Origin of the sequence: Massilia sp. Se16.2.3 (assembly GCF_014171595.1) — a bacterium.
Taxonomy (GTDB): Bacteria; Pseudomonadota; Gammaproteobacteria; order Burkholderiales; family Burkholderiaceae_D; genus Telluria.
The window spans coordinates 2,898,702-2,925,123 of record NZ_CP050451.1 but is presented as its reverse complement, the minus strand read 5'-3'; the positions used below and the strand labels follow the sequence as shown (position 1 = coordinate 2,925,123).

The window sequence follows — 26,422 nt, the reverse complement described above, 5'->3', positions numbered from 1 at the left end:
CTATTGAAATATAGATCGTAAAGTCATATAATATCCCCAGACATACCGAAACGCAATAAGGAATCGACGATGAGCGACAACCAAAAACTTGATCTGCAAGCGATGCAAGCGTCCGCGACACGTGCCTGCGGCATGCTGAAAGTGCTTGGCAATCCCGACCGCCTCCTCCTGCTCTGCCAGCTAACGCAGGGTGAATTCTGCGTCAGCGAACTCGAGGCGCTGCTGCAGATCCAGCAACCCACCTTGTCCCAACAACTGGGGGTGCTGCGCGAGGAAGGGCTCGTTAGCACCCGGCGTGAAGGCAAGCAGATCTATTACAAGATCGAAAGCCGCGAAGCCATGGAGATCATGCGAGTTCTATATGAGTTGTTCTGCCAACCTGAAAAAGGAGTACCGCAATGACAATCGACTGGATGAATTTCACGCCTTGGACAGCACTGGCGGGCGGGCTCCTCATTGGACTCGCCGCGGCGGCCTTTGTCCTTTTGAACGGCAGGATCGCTGGCATTAGCGGAATCCTCGGCGGCCTCTTACGACCAGTTCGCGGCGACCTCGCGTGGCGCGGTGCCTTCCTGGCAGGCTTGGTTGCCGCCCCCGTCTTGTATGGATTGTTCGCTGCGTTGCCTGAGGTGACGGTCGATGCGAGCACTGGAACCTTGATAGCGGCGGGCCTGCTGGTCGGCGTGGGCACCCGCTACGGCTCGGGCTGTACCAGCGGCCACGGTGTCTGCGGCATCTCGCGCAGGTCACCTCGTTCGCTCGCGGCGACGGCAGCATTCATGCTTGCTGGCTTCGTTACCGTCTACGTCGTGCGTCATCTACTTACTTGAAAGGAAACGACATGCAAATCGTAGCCGCATTGTTGGTTGGCCTTGTCTTCGGACTTGGACTGATTGTCTCGGGCATGACCGACCCGTCCAAGGTGGTCGGGTTCCTCGACCTCGCTGGCAACTGGGATCCATCGCTGGCCTTCGTCATGGGTGGGGCGATTCTGGTTGGCACGATCGCTTTCGCCTTCGCTGGGAAGCGCGAACGCTCGCTTCTGGGGGCGACTATGCGCCTGCCGACGGCCACGCAGGTCGATCGTCGCTTGGTGCTGGGTTCGCTCGCCTTCGGCGCAGGATGGGGATTGGCCGGGTATTGCCCCGGCCCGGCATTGGCGTCTCTCGCTTCGGGCGGCATGAAACCGTTGATCTTTACGCTTGCGATGCTGGCCGGTATGGCCTTGTTCGAGGTACTCGACCGGGTAGCTAGCTCGCGTGTCCGGGCTGGAGCCTGAACATGCATCCCTTTTTGTCGCTTGGCCGGCAAGATGATGCCCGTTTCACTGTAAGCCCGAGGTCGAGATGCTGACGTCGTTCGTTCTCGGTCTGGTGGTCGGGCTGATCCTCGCCTTGACCGGCGCGGGTGGCGGCATCCTGGCCGTCCCGCTGCTGATGTTTGGCGTCGGGGTGACGGTTGCCGAAGCAGGTCCAATCGGCCTGATGGCAGTCGGCATGGCTGCAGCGCTAGGAGCTGTGCTGGGTCTGCGCGCTGGCACCGTTCGCTATCGCGCCGCCGTTCTGATCGCTGTAACCGGCATGCTGCTATCGCCTGCCGGCCTGTGGGCAGCGCGGCAGGTCGATGCAGACTGGCTCGCCGTTCTGTTTGCGCTGGTGCTGTTTTACGTTGCCATCAAGACGTTCAAGCAGGCATCCACAAAGGTCGCAACGGCCGCTACCGGAAACACGGTCTGCTTGCGCAGCGACGGCACCGGCCGCTTCATCTGGACAAGGCCATGCGCCCAGGCACTCGCTTTGTCGGGAAGCCTTGCCGGTCTGCTATCGGGGCTACTGGGAGTGGGTGGCGGATTCGTCATGGTGCCGGCGCTGCAGCGCTATACCGACCTGCCCATGAAATCGGCGGTTGCAACTTCCCTCGCTGTAATCGCGCTGATCTCACTGATGGGCGTCGGTACAACTGCCATGAGCGGCCACATGAATTGGTCAATTGCCCTCCCCTTTTCGGCCGGTGCGCTGGCGGGAATGCTGGGCGGGCGCTCGCTGGCTGCCCGGCTTGCCGGACCTCAGCTACAGAAAGGTTTTGCAATCGTTTCCGCACTCGTCGCCGTCGCGATGATCGCGAAGTCGCTGTCGTAACTAATCCGTGTTTATTTATCGAGGAGATCAATATGAACCTGAATCCCATCCAGTTGTTCGATACCGAATCGTCGACCTTCACATACATTCTGACGGCGCCCGGCTCGAATGACGCTGTCATCATCGACCCTGTCGACCACCATTGGGAACGCGACCTGCGACACCTTGAGCGTCTTGGCTTAAAACTTGTCTATGTGCTGGAAACGCATGCGCATGCCGACCACATCACTTCGGCTGGCAAGCTACGCGAATTGACGGGTGCGCAGGCGGCGGTTCCAGGCGGCTGCGGCATTTCGCCGGCAGAGGTCCAACTGGACGACGGCGACATCATCCGCTTTGGCGACGCTGAAGAAATCAAGATCCTGCATACTCCAGGCCATACGGCTGGCAGCATGAGCTACGTCTGGCGCAACAACGTGTTCACCGGCGATACCCTGCTGATCGACGGTTGCGGACGCACAGACTTCCAGAGTGGCAGCAGCGACGCGCTGTATGACAGCGTGACCAAGAAGCTGTTCACGTTATCGGACGAGACACGCATGTGGCCAGGTCACGATTACAAGGGGCAGGTCGTATCGACGATCGGTTGGGAAAAACGACATAATGCCCGGCTGGCCGATCGCAGCCGCGAGGATTTCCGCAAGCTGATGAGCGAACTTGATTTGCCCAAACCGAAGATGATCGACGTGGCGGTGCCCGCAAACCAGAATCTGGGACTGCCGCACGGTAGCTAGAAGAAGAATGATCCACATCTTCGAAGGCGTGCGAAGAAAACCGTTTCCGCTATCCGCTAAAAAATTTTTGCGGGATTGGTCGGTCAGATATGTGGACAGGGGGGGCCGACTTTGCCTCCCCCCCGGGGGGAGGGGGCGAGAGCAAATTGGAGGCGTCAATTGAGGGTAGAAACGCTACCATATGTTCATGACTCGACTTTCCTCACCTACGTTATATGCCTGTCCGGCGTGTGCTGGATATTTCACCCGCTCGGCTCTCACGTCGCTGCACTACTATGGCGAAGTGCCTCAATGGTCTGATGGGAAGAATGAACAGTGGTGGGCTGGACTCGGTGCCCCTGCTGGGCGCTGCCCGACGTGTCGTACCGTCGTTTGGGTGGACGACGATATTGCGTTGATGGATGAGCATCAGGAGCCGCACGTCATAAGCTGGTTGTCAAGGCTATGGCACCTGCTGACGGGGGATCGGAGCGGCAGGCTTCGGATTGAGCGGGAATGGGCATCGTTGCCGCGCGAGATGCGAGAGGCCGAACGTCTTGACAGCCTCAGTACCGCCCAGGATTACGTCGATTCTCTGGCGCAGCTCGCTCCTTTGCTGCCTGACCGAGAAGAATACTTACGCAGGAAGCTATGGTGGGCCTCAAATGACCACCTTCGTAGGGAAAGCGGTGGTCCAGCCTTGGAGGAACACGCTGCACGAGCCAACATGGAACGTTTGCTTGGCCTACTGCCGTCGACTGCAAGAATCCTGGAGCGAGTGGAACTGTGTCGTCAGCTAGGTCGCTTCCAAGAAGCGCTTGACTTGATTCCCTTGGCACCACCTGATCAGCAGGTGAAAGCGCGCTTGCAGTGGCAATGGGCCGAGGCGGGAGATTCAGCCATGAGAGTCATTCCGCCGCAACCGGCAACGCCCCTTCGCAGGCCGCGAAAGGAGATGTCGACTGATAACTAAGGCATTGGAGACCACTCTACTGGCCGGCGCTCAGAAGATCGTCAAGCAGGTGCTTTCACGATCGCCAAAACTGCGGCTCTGGAAACGCCGTATAGCCTCGCCAAGGCGCTAACGCCCTGTTTGTGCGAATACCCCTCTGACGATCGCCTGCCGTTGCGCTGGCGTCGTTTAAGAGGATCGGCCCAGCGTCTTACCGTCTGGGTGCGCTCTACAATCAGGTCAGGCTCCATCTCAGCCACAGCACCCAACGTGGTCAGCATGAGCCTGCCAGCGGACGCCACTTGAACTGCGGAGCTAATCCAGCGGATCGAGCACAAAAACGTTGATGTCGACGACTTCTCCGATCCGATGGGAACGCTCAGTTAAGAGAGCGCGGGCACGCCCCCATAAAAGCCTCAGGTAGAAAGGTCGGCAGCATCAGCGGGCTTCACAATTCGCATGATGCTGGCCCTGGAGATACCGAAGTTTCGCGCTAGGGCGCTGATCGATTCCCCCTTCCCTCCACGGAACCGGCTCACCATAGCCGCCCGCTGTTCCTCGGTTGTACTGGTCGGGCGTCCCAAGGTTTTCCCCTCCGCCCTCGCTCGCGCTAGGCCGGACTGGGTGCGCTCGACAAGCAGGTCGCGCTCCATCTCGGCGACAGCTGCCAGCATAGTCAGCATCAGCTTGCCGGCGGCACTTGCCAGGTCGAGTTTGCCGAGCTGCAGGACGATAACTTCAATGCGGCGGGCTGCCAGTGCTTTGATGGTGGAGCCGACGTCCTGGGCGTCACGGCCGAGGCGATCCAGTTTCGTCACCACCAGAGTTTCGCCATCACGGATCTGGCCAAGCATCTTAGCGAACTGTGGGCGCTGCGATGCGGCGACCTTCCCTGAGACCCCCTCATCAGCATGCCAGTAGTCGATCGCATAACCAGCCGCTTCAATCTCGCGTCGCTGGTTCTCTGTTGTCTGTTCCTTTGTGCTGACCCGACCGTATCCGAAAATTGCCATTACTCGTCCTTTTTGATTTTAAAGAATGCTCAGGGGTGTTCAATAAGGATGATATTACATTTGAACATGAGCAAAAGTCAAAAATGTAATTTTTGAACACATGAGCCGGTCAGGTTTGATGGGTGTTCACATACGGTCGTTTCCTAACGCACACAAGGGTAAGGTAGAATTCGAGCATTGTTTTGCGGAAAGGGCAACTAATGAAGGTATGTGGTGTTGATATCAGCGGGAGTGAAGCGCGGCTAGTTGTAGTCGAAGGTGGTGCCGACGGTGTGATCGTCTGCGAACTTGAAACCAAGCGGATTTCATTGAAGGACGACGAAATAAATGAGCAGGTGCGATCTTTCTACCAGGTGATTCTTGCACTCGTACGCGAAAATAAGATTGATAGAATAGCAATAAAGAAGCGTATGAAAGCCGGCGGTTTTGCAAGTGGTCCAGTCAGCTTCAAAATAGAAGGATTGTTTCAGATGGTCGATGAGGCGGACGTCGTACTCATAGCTCCCACCACAATCTCCGCATTTGAGAAAAAGAATGGCCAAGATACTCCAGTCGGATTAAACAAGTACCAACTTGATGCATATCGCACTGCACGCGTGGCATTATTGAAAGGTTGAGATGGCTGGCTTATACCTTCAAGGTGTGAATGCGCCGGCAGAAATCCGAGACCAACTTATTTTGATGTCTAAAAATATCGAATTTACGCGTGAAGATGTTAAGGCCGGTAACGGTATGGTCTTCTTTGGCGTTAACAAAGTTTTAGGCCGAGAGATCGCTGTAAAATTCTATTATTGGGGAGGGGTAAAAGACTATCATGCTGAACCAATGCAGCTATCGACTATCCGTGCGCCAAACGTTTTAGAGATTCTTGATGCTGGCCTATTAGATGACGAGTGGGCCTACTTTCAAACCCCTACGTGCCCGCATGGCGATCTAGACGATGTTCTTGAGCGAATATCCATAGGAAATGTGGCGGCTATGGATTTTACCGCTCAGATACTGACTGGGTTGAGCCATCTACATGCGCAAAATTATGTCCACCGTGATCTAAAGCCTGCGAACATTTATGTTGGTGATGACCACAATGCAGTCATTGGAGATTTTGGTTCTGTACAAAAAATTCCAGACGGCGCGACGTCTGTTCCTGCATGCGGTCACTCGCTTCTTTACCGCCCTCCGGAAGCGTTCGGTGTAGATAAAGCGTATGGGATTACGGGTGATATATATCAAGCTGGGATGATTATGTTTCAGCTCCTTGGTGGATATTTGCCATATGAAGACCTAGCATATTTGACCGTGAAACAGCGAGCTGATTTAAAAGCGGTAAAAGATCCGGCCGACCAATGTTTTTTTGTGGATAAATGCATAGGCGAACTCATCTGCGCAGGAAGAATCCTCGACTATAATAAAATGCCTCCATGGGTTTCAGGGGAATTAAAAAAATTAATAAAAAAAGCTTGTCATTTGAATCCTAACAAACGGTTTCAAACAACTGCGGCATTCCTTGCAAAACTTCGCGAGCTTAGGCCAAGCGTCCTCGACTGGCGCGTCGAAGACGGCGACCCTGTATTGACTGGGCCGACAAGTTATCGAATTGTTGACAAGGGCGGTCAATATGGTATCCAGAAGCGAAAGCAAGGTGACTGGAGATCTGATAATTCATTCGGTGAAGACACATTGGATCAGCTTGTTACTGCAGTCTCGTCATTTGTCACAGGGAAATAGAAATCCGGTCAACATGGGCAAAACAATTAAGATTTACCTCCAGAACGAAAGCGTCGCAGGTATCCGGCATGCGGAGATCGCCAACTGGAGCGGCCAAGCTCTAGCTTGCCCCCGCTCGCGGTTTCAGGACCTACGCGATTGGCCGGAGGTTCATCGCCCTGGGGTCTACTTTCTCTTCGGTGTGGATGACGAAGATGGTAGCGATGCCGTGTACATCGGTGAGGCCGAGGTTGTCATTGATCGGCTGTCCTCTCACATGCTCGGTAAAGACTTCTGGACTGAAGTCGTTGCGTTCACCAGTAAAGATGAGAACCTGACAAAAGCGCATGTCCGATACTTGGAATCCCGCTTGGTTGGAATGGCCAAGCAGGCCGGTCGGTATCAGATTACAAATTTCGCCTCTCCTCAGCTACCGTCGCTTCCAAGGTCCGACCGCGACGCTATGGAGGAGTTTCTCGGGGCTGCGAAAATGTTGCTCGGGGCCTTGGGTCATAAGGTTCTAGAACATCTCGTCTCGCAGCCAAAACAATTAAATTTGCCCGATGCACCCGCGACTATCGAGTCTCTAGGCGATGCGAAGATTGGACCGGTAGTCCAAGAGCAGCAGCCTCACAGCCCGGCTGTCTTCCATTTGCGCGTCGCTGGCATTCACGCGCGCAGCGTACGCACCGACGAAGGCATGGTTGTTCTAGAGGGTTCTGACGCAACCGCGACGACCTATAAAAGCCTGACTGGCAGTATGGCGGTCCTGCGTCAAAGTTTGATCGAGTCTGGCACGCTGGCACCGTCAGAATCAAAATTGCGACTGACGCAAGACCATCTTTTCAAAAGCCCGTCACAAGCTGCGGGTGTGCTGGCAGGCTACTCGATCAACGGGCGGGAATACTGGAAACTTGAGGATGGGACGACCTACGCCCAATTCGAGACACAGCAATCAAAGCTGCAACTTGAAGACCTCGCAGCCAAATAACGCCGTGACACGACATTAATAAGAAAAAGGCGTGCACAGTTTAGAAAAGCTACCCACGTTGTGCCTGCAGAAAACCGTGCAGGCTGTCAGGTACGCCTCAGCCATTCCCGTACGTTTCGATAATGGACAAACGTCAGGCGCTCAACACACGAGACCAAAAAGAGATGTTTTTTGCGCCACTTAAAAGGCTTACGTGCTGCAACTAGCTCGCCCGGCTCTGCTCCCATCTTGAGCAGCAATTTTGATCGCGCGATCCGTGCCCGGTCGGTCCCATTGGCGGCGATGTTCGTTCGGTATCGCAGTGCGTGGCAGTGCCGGCAGGCCAGTTCGCTGCCTAGGAAGTAAAGCGACTGGAAATTCCCCTCGTGTGCGCGAGGGCAGGTCATGAGACGGCGCACACGGTCTCGAAGGCACTGAACTGGCACGATGTTCACCACCCACTGCCGACCGCCTAGGAAGACCGCCAGGCGCGTCTCAGTAAGCACTGCGACGGTCCGCACGTCCCCATCGTCAAGAACGAGCCTAGACGACCCTGTGGCCTTCGCCGCCCGCATCAACTTCGGCAGGTTGACCTCGAAGGCATTTTCGAGGACTGGCACTCTGGGCGCTTTGGTTGTTTTCATTCGAGGCACCTAAAAGAAAAGCGAACCGGGCACATGCATGCCGGATTCGCGTGTACAGCAAACCGACCAGATTAATGCTTTGGCTTCTCGGCCGCGATTACGAAGCAACGGCCTTGGAGGCGGATGGCGATGTGCCCGGTCAACGGGCCGAACTCATCCTCCAGTCTCTCTTTAAATGCACGTGATTCGGTATCGCCCCAGTTGTAGCCGTTGACCGTGTCAAACACGGCTTTGAGCGCTTCGTACAGGTCGAACACGTCGAGCCGGGCGGGCAGGATTGGCGCCATGAAGCGGAACGCGCCGCGCTCGCGCAAGTAGCCGAAACCGAAGTGGGTGACGAAACTCTCGACAATAGCCACCGCTTTTTCACGCGGCACGTCCAGGTAGTCCGCCTTGAGCGGCCAGCGGTGACGCGGCTCCTGCAAGAGCGCCATATTGTGGACTGGAGATTTAATAGTGTTCATGTTGATGGGAACTGAAAATTTGAGTTGATGTAAAGTTATTGTGGCGCCAAGCGATTTATTCGAGTCGTCGTTTTTTCCGCAGGGGTGCAGGTGTTGCAGGGAGCGCTGAGTCTGATCACCGCCCTGTGGTCGCAGATAATTAAGTCAACCTGATTTCACTTCAGGTCAAAACAACCCTGCTGCTCCCTGCACTCCCTGCACCTGTGACTGCTTAGGCTTCGCTGATGCTCCACAGCGCCGTCTTCGTACGGTTCAAGCCGGCACGCTTGAGGCTCATGCAGTTGATGATGCGTCCCTCGCGCTTCAGCAACCACTTCCCGAGGCGTCGCGCATCGACACCACCGTAATCACCGGCAATGTCTTTCAGCAGGTCGCCCCACCCCTCAGTCGTGCTTGTGCGCTTGACCAGCTCGGCGACAGTGAACTTTGCGTTTGGTCCGAACGTCATTTTCGCCATCTCGAGCACGACGGCCAACGCCGCAGCCTCAGGGTCATTTGCGCTGTCGCGCAATAAGGCAGCCTTGGGATCGACGAAACCTGCAGCGAGGCCCTGCTCGCTCAGCCAGACAATGGTCGAGCGAACCAACTTGTTCCAGTCGTCCATCGAGGCGAGTCCGTCGCACACCTTCGGGAAGCCAGCGGCGACATAGCCCTGGATCAGCGTCAGCGCAGCCGTGATCATCAGCAAACGGTTTTTGAGGCAGTAGCCGAGTGGTTCCAGGTCGAACTGACGTCCAGCGACCTTGGACGCCTCGACCTGTGCATCCAGGCGGCACGTCAAGAAGCGACGATTCAGGTCGCCGACCAGCTGCAGGCCATTCCCGGTCGCCAGCACCAATAAGCGGTGCTCAGCTTCGGCTTCGCGCGACTCGCCGAGGACGCGGCCCTTGATTGCTGGAGCAGTGGTGACAGCGCACAGGCTTGCCGATTCGATCGCGTGCTCCGCATTGTCGAACAGCAGGGTACCGGCGCCAGCCAACGCCGAGCTGAACAGACTCTTAGCCCACTCTTCTTCATGCGTGATCGGTGCGCTTACCGCCGGCGCCGTGCCGTCATACAGGACGCCGATACACTGGGCCAGCAACGTCTTCCCGGTGCCGGGCGCAGTTGCGCTGAATCCGAATCCCGGAGCAGTGCGCAAGCAGCAGCGAACTGCAGCAGTCAGCGCTGCTGCCAAGGCGACGGATCTATCGGCAGCCGAGACGTACGGAAACTGCTCGAACGGCTTCCACAAGGTTTGCAGTGCATTTTTTAGATCGCTCTGCGAGGGTGCCAAGCGGACGGCCGGCCAGGTAACGAATTTCTCGTTTCTGAGCAGCAGACCAGATGGCTCGTCGTAACCGGGCATTGCGATCAGACGACCATTCGCGTCCATGGTCGGGACATCGCGCACAGCAGTTAGGCGTGGCATACGGGTATGCGCTGCATTCGCCAGCAAGCCTTGGACTACGCCTTGCGGGCATTCAGCAACGACCATCTCCTGCTTTTTGACGTTGTATTGCTCGAAGCGGCACAGGCGATGTACGAAGACTTTCATCCAGGTCGCCACAGCTTGCACGATTTTGCCTTCGTCGCTGACATACACCATGACGCCTGCGCGTTCGTACATTTGACCCGACTTTTTCAGCAGCAGCGCCATCGAATCCACCATGCGCGGCAACTCGCCTGCAGACACTTCGATCAAGGCCGGTGCGCGGTCCAGGCGGTAGTAGGTTCCATGATGGAGGTGCGAGTACAGGTAAGGATTGCCACCGCTGCGCAGGTTGAGCCACGCAACACGGCCGTCGACCTCGGGTTCCAGCGGGTCCGCAAACCGCGCACCGTGCCACTTTTCCGGGTTGTCCATCACGGCGCCCACGGTGACTGGCTTGCCCTCGGCCGTGATCAACGGGAAGTCACCCATCAGGGTGCGCTGCATCGTCGCACGTTCGAGCATGAGGCTGATGGCAGCCTGGTCAGTATCCAAGCTCAGGTTCCTCAGCCGCTCCCCAATCACTGGCGCGACTTCCGTGATGTATTGCGCCTTCGCGGCCTGTACCTGGGGCGCCATCGCGGCGCGAGCCGTCGACTTGATTTCCTTCAGGTCGTTGACTTCGGCCTCAGTCAACTCGTGTACCTCAGCCACATCCAGGATGCCAGCACCCGTGATCGTCCCCTCATAGCAAGTACGCACGATGCCATTGTCGAGCACCGGCTGTGCTGCGAAGTCGAGACCTTCTGGCTTCCACACCGATGCGTCAACGGGACCGCGCTCCAACAGCTGGCCCGATTTGCTGACTGCGAAGTAGCCGGAACCGGCGAGCCAGAGGCGTTCAAAGATCAGCTTACCAATACGTGGGATTTCGCTGGCCTTGCTAACGATCAGGTAGATACGCTGCCCGGTGACGCCCGCGCCATTGATGCCAGACGAGGCGCTTGCGCGCCACAGCATTGCCACACCCGAGAGGGGTGTACAGCAACTGCGGACGATTTGCAGCAGTTCCCCCTGCGAGAGCGCCGGCGCACCTTTCGGCGGGTCGTAGTCAAGCATGAGAATGCCAGCGTTGTCTCCGAACTGGAAGTTTTGGCGAGTGCGCGTGATTGCGCCCGCTGCCGGATTCGTTACGCTTTGGGCAACGACGTCGCCTTGGTCAAGCACCGGGCGACCGTACGTCGCAGCTTGGGTGGGCGCCAACATGTCGAGGATGGCATCCAGCTCTGCTAGGTTGGTTACGTCGTGAACCTGGTAGCTGCCGTAGACGAGCTTGGCAGCGGCCTGTTTGCGAATCGTTCCGCTTTCATCGAGGAAAAACGTCTTCGTCAGGTTGCCGTTGGCATTGGTTAGCACAGTGACCGCTGCGCTGCAGGCGACGGCGGCCTGTACTTGATCCTGTGCGCTCGACATGCGCCCCATCACCGCAGAGGTTTCATTGTTAGTCAACATGTCGTCTCACTTCGCGGCTTTGGCTGGCGACAAGCGCTTCGGTTCCGCGGGGGCGATGTTGTGGTCGAGGTTAATTTCGAACACGTTCGACAGTTTGATACCGTTGAACTGGTAGCGGCCGGTGACGGTCACGAACACCACATGGTCAACGAAATTTTCGATCGCAGCGGTCGAGGTAACTGGCATCCCGTCGATTTTGAATACATGGAGCGGCAGCTCGAACATACCCTTGTAGGTCTTCGTCGAACCCGTGAAGAACCGGATTTCGATAGCAATAATACTGCCGTGTGCACTTGCAGAGAGGACCACCCCGTACTCGTCGTCTTCCGGCTGAAAGCCGTAAACGGTCCGCAGATATGCCTTGTGCGCATTCCCGCAGGCAGCGGCGTGCTTAGCAGCGGTTCGCGGATTTTTTTCGCACAGGACGACCGGCGTTTCCGCGCCATTGCTGCCCGTATAGTTGAGCGCGATCATACGCGGCCACCTTTGAGCAATTCCTTGATCTGCGCGACGGGCCATGCGAGGCGGCCGTGGATGCGGATCGGACGGAGCGGACCGTCTTCGTAGCACGCCCATTTGCGGAGGGTTTGTGGGCTGCGGCCCAGATGGAAGGCTGCTTCGTTGGTGTTAATTGCGCTACGCATCTCTTCGGCGAGTGCGATGATTTTTGCATCGGCGTTCATTGTCGTTCCTAAATGTTGATCGGATACTGCGACAACGAAAGCTACGCATGGCAACCAGTCAGGCTGGTTGCGGCAACCAACAAACCTAGCAACCATGCGGGTTACAGGCCGTTTTGTGCAACTGGGCAATGCAACCTATTTCTTGCGGCTCCTCGACCCAAGGGCGTCAAATGGGGATGGTTTGCGCGCGCCAAAGAGGCCCTTTGCCGTGGCGATCTGCTTGCCGATGAACTGGCGCGAAACGCCATATTTTTCTGCTAGGACCGCATGTGTATTCCCTTCAATCAGGCTCTCTTCAAGCAAGCGGCGAAGATCATGTTGATCCCAGGTGTTCGTTTTCTTTGCCTGCGGTGGCGAGGTGGCTTCGCCATTTGTTGGCGAGGCAAGGGGCGACGTGGCTTCAGCCACGATCGCCAAGGGAATGACCGACGACGCAGGATTCTTGGCTAGAATCCCTTGCATCGCTCCCTGTCCGCTTTCCGCCAGTACAAGCGAAGTAAGCGGGTCGGCGCTGTCCACGGTAGCCGTTTGCAAGTCAGCGACCGCTTCGTTCCGCACCAACTCCGCAATCGTATGGCGTGGCACGACCAACGTGGACTTCGCGGTGACCTGTACCGGCTTGGAGAAGAAATATTCCTCCGACTGCCCCATCCATTCCCCCTGATCGGTTTCCCAATGACCGAGCACACGATGATCGCCTTGGCGGAACGCGACGATGTCATCCCAAGATTGGTACGGCTGGTCTTCCCAGAGCCAAGCCGGTCGATCCGTGACAACCTGAGGTCCAGGGCTATAGGCCAGTTCCTCAATCTCAGCTTGTAGCAGGGTCACGTATCGGGCAGTCATCGAAGGTTCGGCAGTAATGACCAAATGACCGTCAACATATCGCTTGGACACGATCGACGCGTTGTATGGTGCGACCGCGTAGATCGGAAGGCGAAGGCGAATTACCGCACGGGTAAATTCGACCTCGGTCCAGGCGCGCTTGGTCAGGGTGCTCAGGACTAGAACTGCTTCAACGATTGAACAAACTTCACCAATATGCATCTCGACCTCGCTCGTTTTGGCCCAGCACCCTAGCAGTGAAGACTGGCATCGTCAACTTCATCAAGTGGGGACCGCCCCTGTTCGCCAATTACTGCCAAGGATACGCAGTACGTGGCTTTTCGACAGGTCATGGCGGTTTTGCGCCGAGAGCGACGCCCGCCCAGCGTTGGCAGCAGCCGACGGTAGGACTGCACAGAGAGGCTATATTCCGAGTAACAGGCCGGACTGCCGGCGGGAAGCGCACTAGATCAAATCGTGAAGCTGCGCGCCTTTCAGCGATGGTCGAACAGTCAGGCGACTGCATCACATCCATGCCTCATAACGTCAGACTAAGCTATGGCAGCGCTGGAGTACACATGGGGTACACGGCACTTAAAATCAAGCAAATGGACGCCCATTAACACTAGCAGACATTTCTAAGTGCTTGATTTTATTGGCCTGCCCAGCTGGGTTCGAACCAGCGACCCTCAGCTTAGAAGGCTGATGCTCTATCCAACTGAGCTATGGGCAGGAAGAGTCCGGCAAAAGCGATGGACGAAATGAAAACGGACCGTCGTCGACGGCCCGTTTGAATGCGATGGTCGGAGTACAAGGATTCGAACCTTGGACCCCCTGGTCCCAAACCAGGTGCGCTACCGGGCTGCGCTACACTCCGAATGGTGTTGATCATACCCGTTCGCGGGCGGCGCGTCAAACCGGATAGGAATGGATTCGCCGTGCCCCCTCATGTCGGCATCCGGCCCTGGCGCAATCGTCGCTCCAGAGTCGCATCAGGCATCCGGAGGGCGGGAACGGCCGCAGCCCAGTCACAGCCGCGGGCTGGGGCCGTCAAGCGCCCCCTGAGCGCGCTCGGGCACGGAAACTGCGCAGCCGGGCCACAAGCGCAGCCGCAGCCCCCCCCCAGCCTGGCGCGGTTCAGGCGCCCAGCTTGTCCGCGATGCGGCGCGCCATGCTTTCGGCCACTTCGGCCTGCTTGGCTTCCACCATCACGCGGATCAGGGGCTCGGTGCCCGAGGCACGGATCAGCACGCGACCGTTGTCGCCCAGTTCGCGCTCGACCGCTTCCTTCTCCGCCACCATCGCGGCATCTTTCGTCCAGTCGAAGCCAGGGGCGACGCGCTTGTTGATCAGCGTCTGCGGATACAGCGTCAGTTCGCTGCAGCAGGCTTCCAGCGACTTGCCGCTGCGCTTGAGTGCCGACAGCACCTGCAGGGCCGAGACGATGCCGTCGCCGGTGGTGTGCTTGTCCAGTGCCAACAGGTGGCCGGAGCCCTCGCCGCCGAAGATCCAGCCGCGCTCCTTCATGACTTCGAGCACGTAGCGGTCGCCGACCTTGGCACGGGCAAAGCCGACGCCCAGCTCCTTGAACGCCACCTCGAGCGCCATGTTGGTCATCAGGGTGCCGACGGCGCCGGCAACCGGACCGGTGGTCATGCGGTCGCGCACCATGATGTAGAGCAGCTCGTCGCCGTTGTAGACGCGGCCCTTGGCGTCGACCATGATCAGGCGGTCGGCGTCGCCGTCGAGGGCGATGCCGAGGTCGGCCTTGTTTTCCAGCACGGCAGCGGACAGCGCTTTCGGCGCGGTTGCGCCAAAGCCGGCGTTGATATTGAAGCCGTCCGGGCTGGCGCCGATCGAGACGACCTCGGCACCGAGTTCATGGAACACGTGCGGCGCGATGTTGTAGGCGGCGCCGTGGGCGCTGTCGACGACCATCTTCAGGCCGCGCAGGTCCAGTTCGTTCGGGAAGGTGCCCTTGCAGAATTCGATGTAGCGGCCCTGGGCGTCGCGCAGGCGCGTTGCACGGCCGAGCTTTTCCGACGACACGCATTCCATCGGCTGGTCGATCGCTTCCTCGATGGAGAGCTCGACGCTGTCGGGCAGCTTGGTGCCATGCTCGGAAAAGAACTTGATGCCATTGTCCTGGAAAGGATTGTGCGAAGCCGAAATGACCACGCCGGCCTGCAGGCGCAGTGCGCGGGTCAGGTAGGCGATCGCCGGGGTCGGCATCGGGCCGGCCAGCATCACGTCGACACCGGCAGCGGAGAAGCCCGCTTCCAGGGCCGCTTCCAGCATGTAGCCGGAAATACGGGTGTCCTTGCCGATCAGGACGACCGGATGGCTACCGGTCGGGTTGTCCTTCGCCAGCACCTTGCCGGCTGCGTAGCCGAGGCGCATCACGAAGTCGGGCGTGATCGGCGCAACGCCGACTTCGCCGCGAACACCATCCGTACCAAAATATTTGCGTGCCATGCTTCTTCTCTTATTGTGGGGATTAATCAGTGGCCGCGCGCCAGACCTTCAGCGCGTCGACCGTCTCTGCAACGTCATGCACTCGTACAATTTTAGCGCCATGTGCGAAAGCAGCCAACGCGCCTGCAATGCTTCCTGGCAAGCGCTGCTCGACGGGGCGTCCGGTGACGGCCCCGATCATCGATTTGCGCGACAGGCCAATCAACACCGGCAAGCCGAGCTCCTCCGCGATGCGACCTGTGCTCCGCAGCAAGGCATAGTTGTGTTCGACCGTCTTGCCGAAGCCCAGGCCGGGATCGACGCAGATGCGTTCGCGGTCGACGCCGGCAGCCAGCAAGGCATCGACGCGTTCGCGCAGGAAGCCGATGACTTCGCGCACCACGTCCTCGTAATGCGGCTGGGCCTGCATGTCCTGGGGCGTGCCCTGCATGTGCATCACGCACAGCCCGCAATCGCTGTCGACGACGGCCTCGATCGCCCCGGGCGCGCGGAAACCGTTGATGTCGTTGATCATGTCGGCACCGGCAATGATGGCCTCGCGCATCACCCGCGGCTTGCAGGTATCGACCGACAGCGCCTTGCCTGCTTCCTGCAGCGCATACAGGGCCGGCATGACGCGCGCCAGCTCCTCCTCGACCGGCACGCTTGGCGAGCCCGGACGGGTGGACTCGCCGCCGATGTCGATCAGGTCGACGCCATCGGCCACCATGTCCTCGGCGCGCGAGATGGCGAACTCGAGCGAGTGGTAGCGGCCGCCGTCGGAAAACGAATCAGGTGTGACGTTGAGGATGCCCATGACGAGGGAGCGCTGCCCCAGCTCGTAGCGGAAGCGGCCGCATTGGAAGAATTGACGCATAGGGGAGAAATGTGGGTCGTTAACGCGCAAAAGGCATCTTGGGGATGCCTTTTGCGGGGATGCTGCTCAGTCGATCAAGCCGGTGCCGTCGCGTTGGTGGCAACGCCGCCGGAACCATTGTCGCCAGGAGGCGTGCGCTTGGTCAGCAGGCCCGTCTTCGGCGGACGCGGCTCGCGGCCGGCCATGATGTCGTTGATCTGCTCGGAATCGATGGTTTCCCAGTCGAGCAGCGCCTTGGTCATCATTTCAACCTTGTCGCGGTTCTCTTCCAGCAGGCGGCGCGCCAGCGCGTACTGCGTGTCGAGGATGGCGCGGATCTCCGCATCGACCTTCTGCTGCGTCGCTTCCGAGATGGTCTTGGTGGCGCCGCCGAAGAAACCTTCGTTCTCGCTGTCCTCGTAGACCATCACGCCCATGCTCTCGGACATGCCGAAGCGGGTCACCATCGAGCGGGCCAGCTTGGTGGCGCGGGCGAAGTCGTTCGATGCGCCGGTCGACATCTGGCCGACGAAAATCTCTTCGGCGATGCGGCCACCGAACAGGATCGAAATTTCTTCCAGCATCTTGTCCTTGTAGCCGGACAGTGCATCGTGCTCGGGCAGCTGCCAGGTAAGGCCGAGGGCATAGCCGCGCGGCATGATCGTGACCTTGTGCACGGGATCGGCCTTCGGCAGCAGCTTGGCGATGACGGCGTGGCCCGACTCATGATAAGCCGTGTTGCGGCGCTCTTCTTCGCGCATGACCATGGACTTGCGCTCCGGACCCATGTAGATCTTGTCCTTGGCGTCCTCGAAATCGTTCATTTCGACCAGGCGCTTGTTGCGGCGCGCGGCGAACAGGGCTGCCTCGTTGACCAGGTTGGCCAGGTCGGCGCCCGAGAAGCCAGGCGTGCCGCGGGCGATGATGTCGGCCTTGACGTCGGCGCCGATCGGCACCTTGCGCATGTGCACGTTCAGGATCTGCTCGCGGCCGCGGATGTCCGGCAGGCCCACCATCACCTGGCGGTCGAAACGGCCCGGACGCAGCAGCGCTTTGTCGAGCACGTCGGCGCGGTTGGTGGCGGCGATGACGATCACGCCCGAGGTGGCCTCGAAGCCATCCATCTCGACCAGCAACTGGTTCAGCGTCTGTTCGCGTTCGTCGTTGCCGCCGCCCATGCCGGCGCCACGGTGACGGCCGACCGCGTCGATCTCGTCGATGAAGATGATGCAGGGCGAGTGCTTTTTCGCGTTCTCGAACATGTCGCGCACGCGGGATGCGCCGACACCGACGAACATCTCGACGAAGTCGGAACCGGAGATCGAGAAGAACGGCACTTTCGCTTCGCCGGCAATGGCACGCGCCAGCAGGGTTTTACCGGTACCCGGAGGACCCACCATCAGCACGCCGCGCGGGATGCGGCCGCCGAGCTTCTGGAACTTGGTCGGGTCTTTCAGGAAGTCGACGATCTCGCCGACTTCTTCCTTCGCCTCGTCGCAACCGGCGACGTCGGCAAAGGTGACGCTGTTGTTGGTTTCGTCGAGCATGCGCGCCTTCGACTTGCCGAAGGAGAACGCGCCGCCCTTGCCGCCACCCTGCATCTGGCGCATGAAGAACACCCAGACGCCGATCAGGAGCAGCATCGGGAACCAGGAAATGAAGACTTGCTGCAGGAAACCAGGCTCTTCCGGCGGCTTCACGTCGAAGCGTATGCCGGCGTCGCGCAGGTCGCCCACCAGGCCGCGGTCGAGCACGGTCGAGGTGGCGCGCACCTTGGTGTCGTCGGTGCGGGTCGCGGTGATGTTCAGGCCTTCGATCACGACGTCCTTGATGCGGCGGGCCTTCACATCGTCGAGCAGCTCGGAATAAGCGATGGTCTTGCTGCCGCCGGCTGGGCTGCTATGGTCGAACTGCTTGAACAGCATGAACAACAGCAGTGCGACCACCACCCAGATGGCGGATTTGGAAAACATATTATTCACGAAAACTCCTCCGATGCGATCCGCACCAATACCAATTTGAGATTGCCGATGTGGAGCGCCTGGCAAAACCTTCATTGCCGCGTTACGCCGTCCAGCCCTGCCCTCGTGCTGTTTTCGGGGCATGCGCTGAGCTGACGGTTTTGCCAGGCGCTCTTTCTCGCGATTCTAACCGCGATTTTACTCGCAACATGCCGGCTGTGCAGCGCACAGCCCGTCATAATGCCATATTGCCACTATTTCCACAGATTTCGGCGCGCCACAAGACAGTGGACGCGCGCCGCGGGAGGCTTACGCCGATGCATGTGTGGCTGCGATCTCAAATATCAAGGGCGGCATCCCGGTCGGATCCGGATTTGTATTCCACTGGATTCTTCAGACCACGCCCGAGAAGGAAAATTTCCGAGGATTTGTCCCGGCTTGCCTTGGGCTTGATTTGCTTGACGGTCTTGAACTCAGTGCGGAACTTCTCAACGATCTGCGTAAAACCCATATCCTTGAAGCACTTGACCAACAATGCGCCGGGCAGCTTGAGATGCATTTGAGAAAACTCAATGGCGAGATCGATCAAATGTTCCATCCGCGCCGCGTCCGCGGTGGGAATACCGGACAGATTCGGGGCCATGTCCGACAGCACGAGATCGGCTTTTCGTCCCTCTAAAACAACAGCGAGCTGGTCGAGCACGGCGTCTTCGCGGAAGTCGCCCTGGATGTAGTGAACGTCGGCAATCGGTTCCATCGGCAGTAGGTCGAGGCCGATGATCGTGCCGCTGATGCCGCCGCCTTCCTTGCCCGACAGCTTGCGCCGGGTGTATTGCGCCCAGGAGCCCGGGGTGCAGCCGAGGTCGACGATGACCTGGCCTGGCTTGATGAGTTTTTCGCTTTCGTCGATCTCTTTGAGCTTGAAGGCGGCCCGTGCACGGAAGCCTTCTTTCTGCGCCAGCTTGACGTAGGGGTCGTTAATATGGTCGTGCAACCAGTTTTTGTTTAATTTGTTCTTGGCCATTCGCGTAGAATACTGCTTTTAAAGGTAATCCAAAAATTATTATGCTTAAACTTACTCCGGCCGAGCGCAGCGCGCTGCGCGCCGAAGCCCATGGGCTCAATCCTGTCGTCATGATCGGCGAAGCCGGCCTGACCGAGTCCGTCATGAAGGAAATCGCGGCCAGCCTCGACGCCCATGGCCTGATCAAGGTGCGCGTGTTCGGCGACGACCGCGAGGCACGTGTTGCCATGTATGAACAGATTTCCACGGAACTCGACGCCGCGCCGGTCCAGCACATCGGCAAGCTGCTCGTGCTCTACCGTCCGAAGAAGGAAGTGGTCAAGGAACGCAGCAGCAAGGCCGGCAAGGGCATGCGCGAAGTCACCATCGTCAAGGCCAGCGCCAGCGGCACCAAGAAGCCGAGCGTCACCAAGGTCATGATCAAGGGGAACGAGCGCGTGACCGCCGGCGGCAACATCAAGCGCGCCAAGCCGCGCCAGGCCAGCACCAAGAAGAATGCGCTGAATAAATAAGCGCCCTTCCACAAGAAGCCGGAGCGTGTCTCCGGTTTTTTTCGTCCGGCCTGTCGGCGGTCAGTGTCTTCGGACGCTGTATCGCGTTTCCAGCGGTGACACCGCGTGGGCACGAGTGCCCACCCTACGATACTGCTCAGCCGCCGCACCGCGTGGGGTCAGGACTCCACCCTGCCACCGCCACCGTTATCGGCTTTTCAGCAGCAGCATCGCCGCCAGTACGCTTTCGATCAGGTGGAACAGCTGCGAGACGCCATGCATGACCGCGAAACGTGTCCACATGGGCGACGCGCGGATGCCCGCAGGCCCGGCCGCATCGCGCATGAACGCCATCGCGGGCTGCAGGCCGACGAACATCACCAGCGCACAGGCCAGCATGGCCAGCACCAGCAGCTTCAGGGAACGCCTGCGCGCACCATCCAGGTCAGGCGAAAACCGTACCAGGATCAGCATCAGCACCGCACAAGCCATCGAGATCCAGGCCAGGCGGCGCAGGAAAGCGCCGACGAGGTCACCGGTCAGCGCGCCGCCGGCAAGCGAGAACACGGCCGGCGCGGCCACATAGCCGAGCACCCAGAGGGCGCCCGCCCAGAGTGCGGCCACCAGCAGGCGCGCGGCGGCGATGCGGCCGGCCGTTTGCGCCATCAGACGTAGCGCACTTCGAGGATTTCGTATTCGCGCGGGCCGGACGGCGCCTGCACTTCCACCACGTCGCCGGCGTACTTGCCGATCAGGGCACGCGCGATTGGCGAGGTGACCGACACCTTGTTCAGTTTGAGGTCGGCTTCGTCCAGGCCGACGATCTGGTAGCTGACCTTCTGGCCCGATTCCAGGTCCTCGAGGTCGACGGTGGAGGCGAAGACCACGCGGCCTTCGGCGTCGAGCGTGGCCGGGTCGATGATCTGGGCGGCACTCAACTTGCCTTCGAGTTCGGCGATGCGGCCTTCGACGAAGGCCTGGCGCTCCTTGGCCGCGTCGTATTCCGCGTTCTCCGACAGGTCACCATGCGAACGTGCTTCGGCGATCGCATCGATGACGCTGCGGCGCTCTTTCGTCTTGAGCTGGTGCAGCTCTTCCTTCAGCAGTTCGGCGCCGTATTTGGTCAGTGGGACGGTAGTGTTCATGGTCTTTCGCTTATGACTAAAAAACGTCGAGCAGGCGGCACGATGCCGGCTGCTCGAGGCTTGTTGACAGTTCTCGTGGACGTACCAAGCGAAAACCACAGAGCCACACGACGGGAGCCGCGCGAACTCTGTGGTTTGACGGGTACTACTTGATGCCTAGTTTAAGGTGTTATGCAGACCTTGTAAATCGTAGACCCGAATCTCGTTCAGGTGGCGCATGCCCTGGATCGCCGCTTCGGCACCGGCAATCGTCGTGTAGGTCACCACGCGCGAGGCCAGCGCCGAGGTACGGATGGTACGCGAGTCGACGATCGCACTGCGTTTTTCCTCGACGGTGTTGATGACCATCTCGATCTCGTGGTTCTTGATCATGTCGACCACGTGCGGACGGCCCTCGATCACCTTGTTCACGGCCAGCACCGGCAGGCCGGCGGCGGCGATCACGGCAGCGGTACCCTTGGTGGCGGCCAGCGTGAAGCCGAGCGAGACCAGGTCGCGCGCCACCTGCACCGCGCGCGGCTTGTCGGAGGCCTTCACCGACAGGAAGACGCGGCCCGATTCGGGCAGCTTGATGCCCGCACCGATCTGCGACTTGACGAAGGCTTCGCCGAAGGTTTCGCCTACGCCCATCACTTCGCCGGTCGACTTCATTTCCGGTCCGAGGATGGTATCCACGCCAGGGAATTTCACGAACGGGAACACGGCTTCCTTGACGCTGTAGAACGGCGGCGTGACTTCTTTCGTGATGCCTTGCGACGCCAGGGTCTGGCCGACCATGCAGCGCGCCGCGACCTTGGCCAGCTGGATGCCGGTGGCTTTCGAGACGAAGGGGACGGTACGCGAGGCGCGCGGGTTCACTTCCAGCACGAACACCGTATCGACCGTCTTGCCGCCCTCTTCCTTCTGCTGGATCGCGAACTGCACGTTCATCAGGCCGACCACGTTCAGGCCCTTGGCCATCAGCGCGGTCTGGCGCTTGAGTTCATCGATCGTCTCTTGCGACAGCGAGTAAGGCGGCAGCGAGCAGGCCGAGTCGCCCGAGTGCACGCCTGCCTGTTCGATGTGTTCCATCACGCCGCCGATGAAGGTGGTCTCGCCATCCGAGATGCAGTCGACGTCGACTTCAATGGCGTCGTTCAGGAAGCGGTCGAGCAGCACAGGCGAATCGTTCGACACTTTCACCGCTTCGCGCATGTAGCGCTCGAGGTCGCGCTGCTCGTGGACGATTTCCATCGCGCGGCCGCCCAGCACATACGAAGGACGCACGACCAGCGGGTAGCCGATTTCCTGCGCCAGTGCCAGCGCCTCGGTTTCGGTACGCGCGGTGCGGTTTGGCGGCTGGCGCAGGCCGAGGTCTTGCAGCAGCTTCTGGAAGCGCTCGCGGTCTTCGGCGGCATCGATCATGTCCGGGCTGGTGCCGACGATCGGCACGCCATTCGCTTCCAGGTCGAGCGCGAGCTTCAAAGGCGTCTGGCCGCCGTACTGGACGATCACGCCGACCGGCTTTTCCAGCTCGACGATTTCCAGCACGTCTTCCAGCGTCAGCGATTCGAAGTACAGGCGGTCCGACGTATCGTAGTCGGTCGACACGGTCTCCGGATTACAGTTGACCATGATGGTCTCGTAGCCGTCTTCGCGCATGGCCAGGGCCGCGTGCACGCAGCAGTAATCGAACTCGATGCCCTGGCCGATGCGGTTCGGACCGCCGCCCAGCACCATGATTTTCTTCTTGTCGGTCGGCGCCGCTTCGCATTCCTCGTCATAGGTCGAGTACATGTAGGCGGTGTCGGTGGCAAATTCGGCGGCGCAGGTGTCGACGCGCTTGTAGACCGGGCGGATGCCCAGCGCGTGACGGCGCTCGCGCACCGCGGCCTGCGTGGTGTGCATGAGAAAAGCCATGCGCGCGTCCGAGAAACCCTTCTGCTTCAACTTGTACAGGGTCGGCTTGTCGAGCGACTCCAGCGTCTGGTGATCCAGCCAGAGCTCGATGTCGACGATTTCCTTGATCTGGATGAGGAACCACGGATCGATTTTTGTCAGCGCATGGACTTCTTCCAGCGTGAAGCCCTGGGCAAAAGCGTCGCCCACGTACCAGATGCGTTCCGGTCCCGGCTCGCCCAGTTCCTCTTCGATGACTTCGCGGTCGCGCGTCATTTCGTTCAGGCCATCGACGCCCACTTCCAGGCCGCGCAGCGCTTTCTGGAACGATTCCTGGAAGGTGCGGCCCATGGCCATGACTTCGCCGACCGATTTCATCTGGGTCGTCAGGTGCTTGTCCGCGGCCGGGAATTTCTCGAAGGCGAAGCGCGGGATCTTGGTCACGACATAGTCGATCGAGGGCTCGAACGATGCCGGGGTCGCGCCGCCGGTGATCTCGTTGCGCAGTTCGTCCAGCGTGAAGCCGACCGCCAGCTTGGCGGCGACTTTCGCGATCGGGAAGCCGGTTGCCTTCGAGGCCAGCGCCGAGGAACGCGACACGCGCGGGTTCATCTCGATGACGATCATGCGCCCGTCCTGCGGGTTGATCGCGAACTGCACGTTCGAGCCGCCGGTATCGACGCCGATCTCGCGCAGCACCGCGATCGAGGCGTTGCGCATGATCTGGTATTCCTTGTCGGTCAGCGTCTGCGCCGGCGCGACCGTGATCGAGTCGCCGGTGTGCACGCCCATCGGGTCGAGGTTTTCGATCGAGCAGATGATGATGCAGTTGTCGGCCCTGTCGCGCACGACTTCCATCTCGTACTCTTTCCAGCCCAGCAGCGACTCTTCGATCAGCAGTTCGTTGGTGGGCGAAGCTTCCAGGCCGCGCTTGCAGATGGCCTCGAATTCTTCCTCGTTGTAGGCGATGCCGCCGCCGGTGCCGCCCATCGTGAAGGATGGCCGGATGATGGTCGGGAAGCCGAGTTCGCGCTGCACGGTGCGTGCTTCGTCCATCGAGTGCGCCACGCCCGAGCGCGCCGAACCCAGGCCGATCTTCGTCATCGCGTCCTTGAACTTGGAACGGTCCTCGGCCTTGTCGATCGCTTCCGGCGAGGCGCCGATCAGCTCGACCTTGTACTTGTCGAGGATGCCGTGGCGGTGCAGGTCGAGCGCGCAGTTCAGCGCGGTCTGGCCGCCCATGGTCGGCAGGATCGCGTCCGGACGCTCCTTGTCGATGATACGTTCGACGACCTTCCAGGTGATCGGCTCGATGTAGGTAACATCGGCCATCTCCGGGTCGGTCATGATGGTGGCGGGGTTGCTGTTGACCAGGATGACTTTATAACCCTCGTCGCGCAGGGCCTTGCAGGCCTGCGCGCCCGAGTAATCGAATTCCGCGGCCTGGCCGATGATGATCGGGCCGGCGCCGATGATCAGGATGCTTTTGATATCACTACGCTTTGGCATTTAGTTCTTCTCCTGCGCTTGCATCAAACCGATGAAGCGGTCAAACAGATAGGCGACGTCGGTCGGGCCAGGGGACGCTTCCGGGTGGCCCTGGAAGCAGAAGGCGGGTTTGTCGGTGCGGGCAAAGCCCTGCAGCGAACCGTCGAACAGCGACACGTGGGTGACGCGGCAGTTGCCTGGGAGCGTTTCCGGGTCGACCGCGAAACCGTGGTTCTGCGACGTGATCAGCACCTTCCTCGAGTCGAGGTCCTGGACCGGGTGGTTGGCACCGTGGTGGCCGAACTTCATCTTCATCGTCTTCGCGCCGGAAGCGAGTGCCATGATCTGGTGGCCGAGGCAGATGCCGAAGGTCGGGATGCCCTTCTCGATCAGTTCGGCGGTGGCGCGGATGGCATAGTCGCAGGGTTCCGGGTCGCCCGGGCCGTTGGCCAGGAAAATACCGTCGGGATTCAGGGCCAGCGCGTCCTGCGCGGTCGACTCGGCCGGCAGCACGGTGACCTTGCAGCCGCGCTCGGCCAGCATGCGCAGGATGTTGCGCTTGACGCCGTAGTCAAAGGCGACGACGTGGTATTGGGGATTGTCCTGCTTGCCGAAGCCCTCGCCGAGCTTCCACTCGGTTTCGGTGAAGACGTACGGCTCTTTCACCGACACGACCTTGGCCAGGTCCATGCCCGACAGGCCGGGGAAGGAGCGCGCCAGTTCGAGCGCCTGGATTTCCGACGGCTGGTTGCCTTGCGTGCCGGTCAGGATGGCGCCGCTCTGGGCGCCCTTCTCGCGCAGCAGGCGGGTCAGTTTGCGGGTATCGATGCCGGCGATTGCCACGACATTTTCGGCCTTCAGGTAGTCCGACAGCGACTGCGTGGAACGGAAATTCGATGCCAGCAGCGGCAGGTCGCGAATGATCAGGCCGGCGGCGTGAACTTTCGACGCTTCGACGTCGGCGGCGTTGACGCCGTAGTTGCCGATGTGCGGGTACGTCAGCGTGACGATCTGACGCGAGTAGCTGGGGTCGGTCAGGATTTCCTGGTAGCCGGTAATGGCGGTATTGAAGACCACTTCACCGGTCGTGTGACCGGCGGCGCCAATCGAAATTCCTCGAAAAATCGTTCCGTCTGCGAGAGCCAGGATGGCCGGGACGGTTGGGCCAGAAAAAAATGGCGGCAAGGGTAACTCCCAATAAAGTTACCGTAGCTGCGCCACGTCAGACCGGCATCCAAATCCTGCAGGCGAATGGAGCGTGCCCGAGGGTGGAAGTCGCTTTTGAATGAGGAATGGAGGGTAGGCGCTACGGCAAGTAAGTGAATGGTTAAACCCCTCAATTATAGCGCCGCTTGGCCAATCCGGCAATCCGTCGCCGACGCGATTCCGGGCGAAATCGCGATTTTTACTTACAGATGAGCTGCGTTTTTCTGCGATTCAACACAGCGTAGGGTAGGCGGCTCGACCGGTCTGGCGATGCGGACGCGGCGTGTGCGCCGCCTACGCGTGCAACCCAGGCCTGCGCTACCGCCACGTGTCACGACGCCGCAAGCGCGCAGCGGCAGACCGCCCGGCACATCGTCAGCCGCTTGAACGCGTAGGCGGCGCATACGCCACATCCACGCACGCAGCACGGCCGAGCCGCCTACCCTACGCGAAGCAAGCGCCCGCTCAGGCGTTGCCCAGCAGCGCGGCGATGCCCGCCTTCGCCACCTGCGCATCCTCGTTCGACTTCACGCCGGACACGCCGACCGCGCCGATCACATGACCGTCAACGACCACGGGCACGCCGCCCTCGAGCATGCCCTCGATCTCCGGCGCCGACAGGAAAGACACGCGGCCGTTGTTGATCACGTCTTCGTACACTTTGGACTCGCGGCGGCCGAGCGCGGCCGTCTTCGCCTTGGCGGGCGCGATGTGGCTTGATACCGGCGGGGCGCCGTCCAGGCGCTGCAGCCACAGCAGGTGGCCGCCGTCGTCGACGATGGCAAAGGTGATGGCCCAGCCATTCGTCAGGGCTTCGGCTTCGCTTGCCGCGGCGATGATCTTCACGTCGTCCAGGGTCAGCATCGGCTTGGTTTTCATCGGTCTCTCTT

General features: G+C 59.8%; 25 protein-coding genes and 2 tRNA genes. 9 read left to right on the top strand and 18 right to left on the bottom strand.

All coding sequences use genetic code 11. The annotated features are described in order from the left end of the window. The first annotated feature begins 69 nt into the window (after positions 1 to 69). The 5 genes from G4G31_RS13390 (at position 70) to G4G31_RS13370 (ending at position 2,872) form a co-directional block, all read left to right on the top strand. Positions 70 to 402 carry a helix-turn-helix transcriptional regulator gene (locus G4G31_RS13390; RefSeq protein WP_182988115.1) on the top strand — a complete coding sequence of 111 codons (333 nt, stop codon included), beginning with the start codon at positions 70 to 72 and terminating at the stop codon, positions 400 to 402. Further along, positions 399 to 830: a YeeE/YedE family protein gene (locus tag G4G31_RS13385; RefSeq protein ID WP_182988114.1), complete on the top strand. Its 432-nt coding sequence runs from the start codon at positions 399 to 401 to the stop codon at positions 828 to 830. Before G4G31_RS13390 ends, G4G31_RS13385 begins: the two co-directional genes overlap by 4 nt. 11 nt (positions 831 to 841) lie before the next feature. After that, complete coding sequence (locus G4G31_RS13380; RefSeq protein ID WP_182988113.1) at positions 842 to 1,279, top strand: DUF6691 family protein; 438 nt, start codon at positions 842 to 844, stop codon at positions 1,277 to 1,279. A 67-nt stretch (positions 1,280 to 1,346) separates the two neighbouring features. After that, positions 1,347 to 2,138 carry a sulfite exporter TauE/SafE family protein gene (locus tag G4G31_RS13375; RefSeq protein ID WP_182988112.1) on the top strand — a complete coding sequence of 264 codons (792 nt, stop codon included), beginning with the start codon at positions 1,347 to 1,349 and terminating at the stop codon, positions 2,136 to 2,138. A gap of 32 nt (positions 2,139 to 2,170) precedes the next feature. Next, positions 2,171 to 2,872 (top strand): MBL fold metallo-hydrolase, encoded by a 702-nt coding sequence (locus G4G31_RS13370; RefSeq protein WP_275944338.1) that lies wholly within the window; start codon positions 2,171 to 2,173, stop codon positions 2,870 to 2,872. 1,347 nt (positions 2,873 to 4,219) lie between these two features. On the opposite strand, the gene G4G31_RS13365 is transcribed toward G4G31_RS13370, so the two are convergent. Further along, positions 4,220 to 4,816 (bottom strand): recombinase family protein, encoded by a 597-nt coding sequence (locus tag G4G31_RS13365; RefSeq protein ID WP_182988111.1) that lies wholly within the window; start codon positions 4,814 to 4,816, stop codon positions 4,220 to 4,222. 200 nt (positions 4,817 to 5,016) lie between these two features. Between G4G31_RS13365 and G4G31_RS13360 the strand changes: the two genes are divergently transcribed. Genes G4G31_RS13360 through G4G31_RS13350 form a run of 3 tightly spaced genes read left to right on the top strand, consistent with a single transcriptional unit; the run spans position 5,017 to position 7,511 of the window. Continuing rightward, on the top strand, positions 5,017 to 5,433 hold the full coding sequence (locus G4G31_RS13360; RefSeq protein ID WP_182988110.1) for a DUF3010 family protein: 417 nt from the start codon (positions 5,017 to 5,019) through the stop codon (positions 5,431 to 5,433). 1 nt (position 5,434) lies between these two features. Further along, a complete protein-coding gene (locus G4G31_RS13355; RefSeq protein WP_182988109.1) occupies positions 5,435 to 6,541 on the top strand; it encodes a protein kinase in 1,107 nt (368 codons plus the stop codon). 13 nt (positions 6,542 to 6,554) lie between these two features. Beyond that, positions 6,555 to 7,511: a GIY-YIG nuclease family protein gene (locus G4G31_RS13350; RefSeq protein ID WP_182991781.1), complete on the top strand. Its 957-nt coding sequence runs from the start codon at positions 6,555 to 6,557 to the stop codon at positions 7,509 to 7,511. Between the two features lie 86 nt (positions 7,512 to 7,597). Here G4G31_RS13350 and G4G31_RS13345 read toward each other — a convergent pair whose 3' ends face one another. From G4G31_RS13345 to G4G31_RS13290, 12 genes are all read right to left on the bottom strand, one after another. Next, on the bottom strand, positions 7,598 to 8,134 hold the full coding sequence (locus tag G4G31_RS13345; RefSeq protein WP_182988108.1) for a hypothetical protein: 537 nt from the start codon (positions 8,132 to 8,134) through the stop codon (positions 7,598 to 7,600). Positions 8,135 to 8,205: 71 nt separating this feature from the next. Then, positions 8,206 to 8,598, bottom strand: a complete 393-nt coding sequence (locus G4G31_RS13340; RefSeq protein WP_182988107.1) for a hypothetical protein — start codon at positions 8,596 to 8,598, stop codon at positions 8,206 to 8,208. 211 nt (positions 8,599 to 8,809) lie between these two features. Beyond that, positions 8,810 to 11,521 (bottom strand): hypothetical protein, encoded by a 2,712-nt coding sequence (locus tag G4G31_RS13335; protein WP_182988106.1) that lies wholly within the window; start codon positions 11,519 to 11,521, stop codon positions 8,810 to 8,812. Between the two features lie 6 nt (positions 11,522 to 11,527). Beyond that, on the bottom strand, positions 11,528 to 11,995 hold the full coding sequence (locus G4G31_RS13330; protein ID WP_182988105.1) for a hypothetical protein: 468 nt from the start codon (positions 11,993 to 11,995) through the stop codon (positions 11,528 to 11,530). Then, on the bottom strand, positions 11,992 to 12,204 hold the full coding sequence (locus tag G4G31_RS13325) for a DNA-binding protein (protein ID WP_182988104.1): 213 nt from the start codon (positions 12,202 to 12,204) through the stop codon (positions 11,992 to 11,994). Before G4G31_RS13325 ends, G4G31_RS13330 begins: the two co-directional genes overlap by 4 nt. A 135-nt stretch (positions 12,205 to 12,339) precedes the next feature. Next, positions 12,340 to 13,251 (bottom strand): hypothetical protein, encoded by a 912-nt coding sequence (locus tag G4G31_RS13320; RefSeq protein WP_182988103.1) that lies wholly within the window; start codon positions 13,249 to 13,251, stop codon positions 12,340 to 12,342. A 434-nt stretch (positions 13,252 to 13,685) separates the two neighbouring features. Beyond that, a tRNA-Arg gene (locus G4G31_RS13315) sits at positions 13,686 to 13,762 on the bottom strand. A 67-nt stretch (positions 13,763 to 13,829) separates the two neighbouring features. Beyond that, positions 13,830 to 13,906, bottom strand: a tRNA-Pro gene (locus tag G4G31_RS13310). Positions 13,907 to 14,166: 260 nt separating this feature from the next. Next, a complete protein-coding gene (glmM, locus tag G4G31_RS13305; RefSeq protein ID WP_182988102.1) occupies positions 14,167 to 15,504 on the bottom strand; it encodes a phosphoglucosamine mutase in 1,338 nt (445 codons plus the stop codon). Positions 15,505 to 15,526: 22 nt separating this feature from the next. Further along, positions 15,527 to 16,360, bottom strand: a complete 834-nt coding sequence (folP, locus tag G4G31_RS13300; protein WP_182988101.1) for a dihydropteroate synthase — start codon at positions 16,358 to 16,360, stop codon at positions 15,527 to 15,529. Positions 16,361 to 16,434: 74 nt separating this feature from the next. Beyond that, complete coding sequence (gene ftsH / locus G4G31_RS13295) at positions 16,435 to 18,321, bottom strand: ATP-dependent zinc metalloprotease FtsH (protein WP_182988100.1); 1,887 nt, start codon at positions 18,319 to 18,321, stop codon at positions 16,435 to 16,437. A gap of 316 nt (positions 18,322 to 18,637) precedes the next feature. After that, complete coding sequence (locus G4G31_RS13290; RefSeq protein WP_182988099.1) at positions 18,638 to 19,324, bottom strand: RlmE family RNA methyltransferase; 687 nt, start codon at positions 19,322 to 19,324, stop codon at positions 18,638 to 18,640. A 41-nt stretch (positions 19,325 to 19,365) separates the two neighbouring features. Between G4G31_RS13290 and yhbY the strand changes: the two genes are divergently transcribed. After that, positions 19,366 to 19,836, top strand: coding sequence for a ribosome assembly RNA-binding protein YhbY (yhbY, locus tag G4G31_RS13285; protein WP_182988098.1), 471 nt, complete (start codon positions 19,366 to 19,368; stop codon positions 19,834 to 19,836). Positions 19,837 to 20,022: 186 nt separating this feature from the next. Here yhbY and G4G31_RS13280 read toward each other — a convergent pair whose 3' ends face one another. From G4G31_RS13280 to G4G31_RS13260, 5 genes are all read right to left on the bottom strand, one after another. Beyond that, entirely contained in the window at positions 20,023 to 20,481 is a 459-nt protein-coding gene (locus G4G31_RS13280) for a DUF4149 domain-containing protein (protein WP_182988097.1), read from the bottom strand. Beyond that, entirely contained in the window at positions 20,481 to 20,960 is a 480-nt protein-coding gene (greA, locus tag G4G31_RS13275; RefSeq protein ID WP_182988096.1) for a transcription elongation factor GreA, read from the bottom strand. The genes G4G31_RS13280 and greA overlap by 1 nt, the downstream gene beginning before the upstream one ends. A gap of 156 nt (positions 20,961 to 21,116) precedes the next feature. Further along, entirely contained in the window at positions 21,117 to 24,347 is a 3,231-nt protein-coding gene (carB, locus tag G4G31_RS13270; RefSeq protein ID WP_182988095.1) for a carbamoyl-phosphate synthase large subunit, read from the bottom strand. After that, entirely contained in the window at positions 24,348 to 25,511 is a 1,164-nt protein-coding gene (gene carA / locus G4G31_RS13265) for a glutamine-hydrolyzing carbamoyl-phosphate synthase small subunit (RefSeq protein ID WP_182988094.1), read from the bottom strand. It lies immediately after the preceding gene. Between the two features lie 486 nt (positions 25,512 to 25,997). Beyond that, the gene (locus G4G31_RS13260) at positions 25,998 to 26,411 is read right to left on the bottom strand and encodes a heme-binding protein (RefSeq protein ID WP_182988093.1); all 414 of its coding nucleotides are present in this window, start codon (positions 26,409 to 26,411) and stop codon (positions 25,998 to 26,000) included. Between the last annotated feature and the right edge of the window lie 11 nt (positions 26,412 to 26,422).

Bases quoted from the DNA above. Each gene is read 5' to 3' on its own strand.
- G4G31_RS13330 (WP_182988105.1), bottom strand. From the start codon at position 11,995: ATGATCGCGCTCAACTATACGGGCAGCAATGGCGCGGAAACGCCGGTC.
- G4G31_RS13335 (WP_182988106.1), bottom strand. From the start codon at position 11,521: ATGTTGACTAACAATGAAACCTCTGCGGTGATGGGGCGCATGTCGAGC.
- G4G31_RS13360 (WP_182988110.1), top strand. From the start codon at position 5,017: ATGAAGGTATGTGGTGTTGATATCAGCGGGAGTGAAGCGCGGCTAGTT.
- folP (WP_182988101.1), bottom strand. From the start codon at position 16,360: ATGCGTCAATTCTTCCAATGCGGCCGCTTCCGCTACGAGCTGGGGCAG.
- G4G31_RS13390 (WP_182988115.1), top strand. From the start codon at position 70: ATGAGCGACAACCAAAAACTTGATCTGCAAGCGATGCAAGCGTCCGCG.
- G4G31_RS13320 (WP_182988103.1), bottom strand. From the start codon at position 13,251: ATGCATATTGGTGAAGTTTGTTCAATCGTTGAAGCAGTTCTAGTCCTG.
- G4G31_RS13365 (WP_182988111.1), bottom strand. From the start codon at position 4,816: ATGGCAATTTTCGGATACGGTCGGGTCAGCACAAAGGAACAGACAACA.
- glmM (WP_182988102.1), bottom strand. From the start codon at position 15,504: ATGGCACGCAAATATTTTGGTACGGATGGTGTTCGCGGCGAAGTCGGC.
- G4G31_RS13370 (WP_275944338.1), top strand. From the start codon at position 2,171: ATGAACCTGAATCCCATCCAGTTGTTCGATACCGAATCGTCGACCTTC.
- G4G31_RS13280 (WP_182988097.1), bottom strand. From the start codon at position 20,481: ATGGCGCAAACGGCCGGCCGCATCGCCGCCGCGCGCCTGCTGGTGGCC.
- G4G31_RS13375 (WP_182988112.1), top strand. From the start codon at position 1,347: ATGCTGACGTCGTTCGTTCTCGGTCTGGTGGTCGGGCTGATCCTCGCC.
- G4G31_RS13290 (WP_182988099.1), bottom strand. From the start codon at position 19,324: ATGGCCAAGAACAAATTAAACAAAAACTGGTTGCACGACCATATTAAC.
- greA (WP_182988096.1), bottom strand. From the start codon at position 20,960: ATGAACACTACCGTCCCACTGACCAAATACGGCGCCGAACTGCTGAAG.
- G4G31_RS13380 (WP_182988113.1), top strand. From the start codon at position 842: ATGCAAATCGTAGCCGCATTGTTGGTTGGCCTTGTCTTCGGACTTGGA.
- G4G31_RS13340 (WP_182988107.1), bottom strand. From the start codon at position 8,598: ATGAACACTATTAAATCTCCAGTCCACAATATGGCGCTCTTGCAGGAG.
- carB (WP_182988095.1), bottom strand. From the start codon at position 24,347: ATGCCAAAGCGTAGTGATATCAAAAGCATCCTGATCATCGGCGCCGGC.
- G4G31_RS13355 (WP_182988109.1), top strand. From the start codon at position 5,435: ATGGCTGGCTTATACCTTCAAGGTGTGAATGCGCCGGCAGAAATCCGA.
- G4G31_RS13325 (WP_182988104.1), bottom strand. From the start codon at position 12,204: ATGAACGCCGATGCAAAAATCATCGCACTCGCCGAAGAGATGCGTAGC.
- G4G31_RS13385 (WP_182988114.1), top strand. From the start codon at position 399: ATGACAATCGACTGGATGAATTTCACGCCTTGGACAGCACTGGCGGGC.
- G4G31_RS13350 (WP_182991781.1), top strand. From the start codon at position 6,555: ATGGGCAAAACAATTAAGATTTACCTCCAGAACGAAAGCGTCGCAGGT.
- G4G31_RS13260 (WP_182988093.1), bottom strand. From the start codon at position 26,411: ATGAAAACCAAGCCGATGCTGACCCTGGACGACGTGAAGATCATCGCC.
- G4G31_RS13345 (WP_182988108.1), bottom strand. From the start codon at position 8,134: ATGAAAACAACCAAAGCGCCCAGAGTGCCAGTCCTCGAAAATGCCTTC.
- yhbY (WP_182988098.1), top strand. From the start codon at position 19,366: ATGCTTAAACTTACTCCGGCCGAGCGCAGCGCGCTGCGCGCCGAAGCC.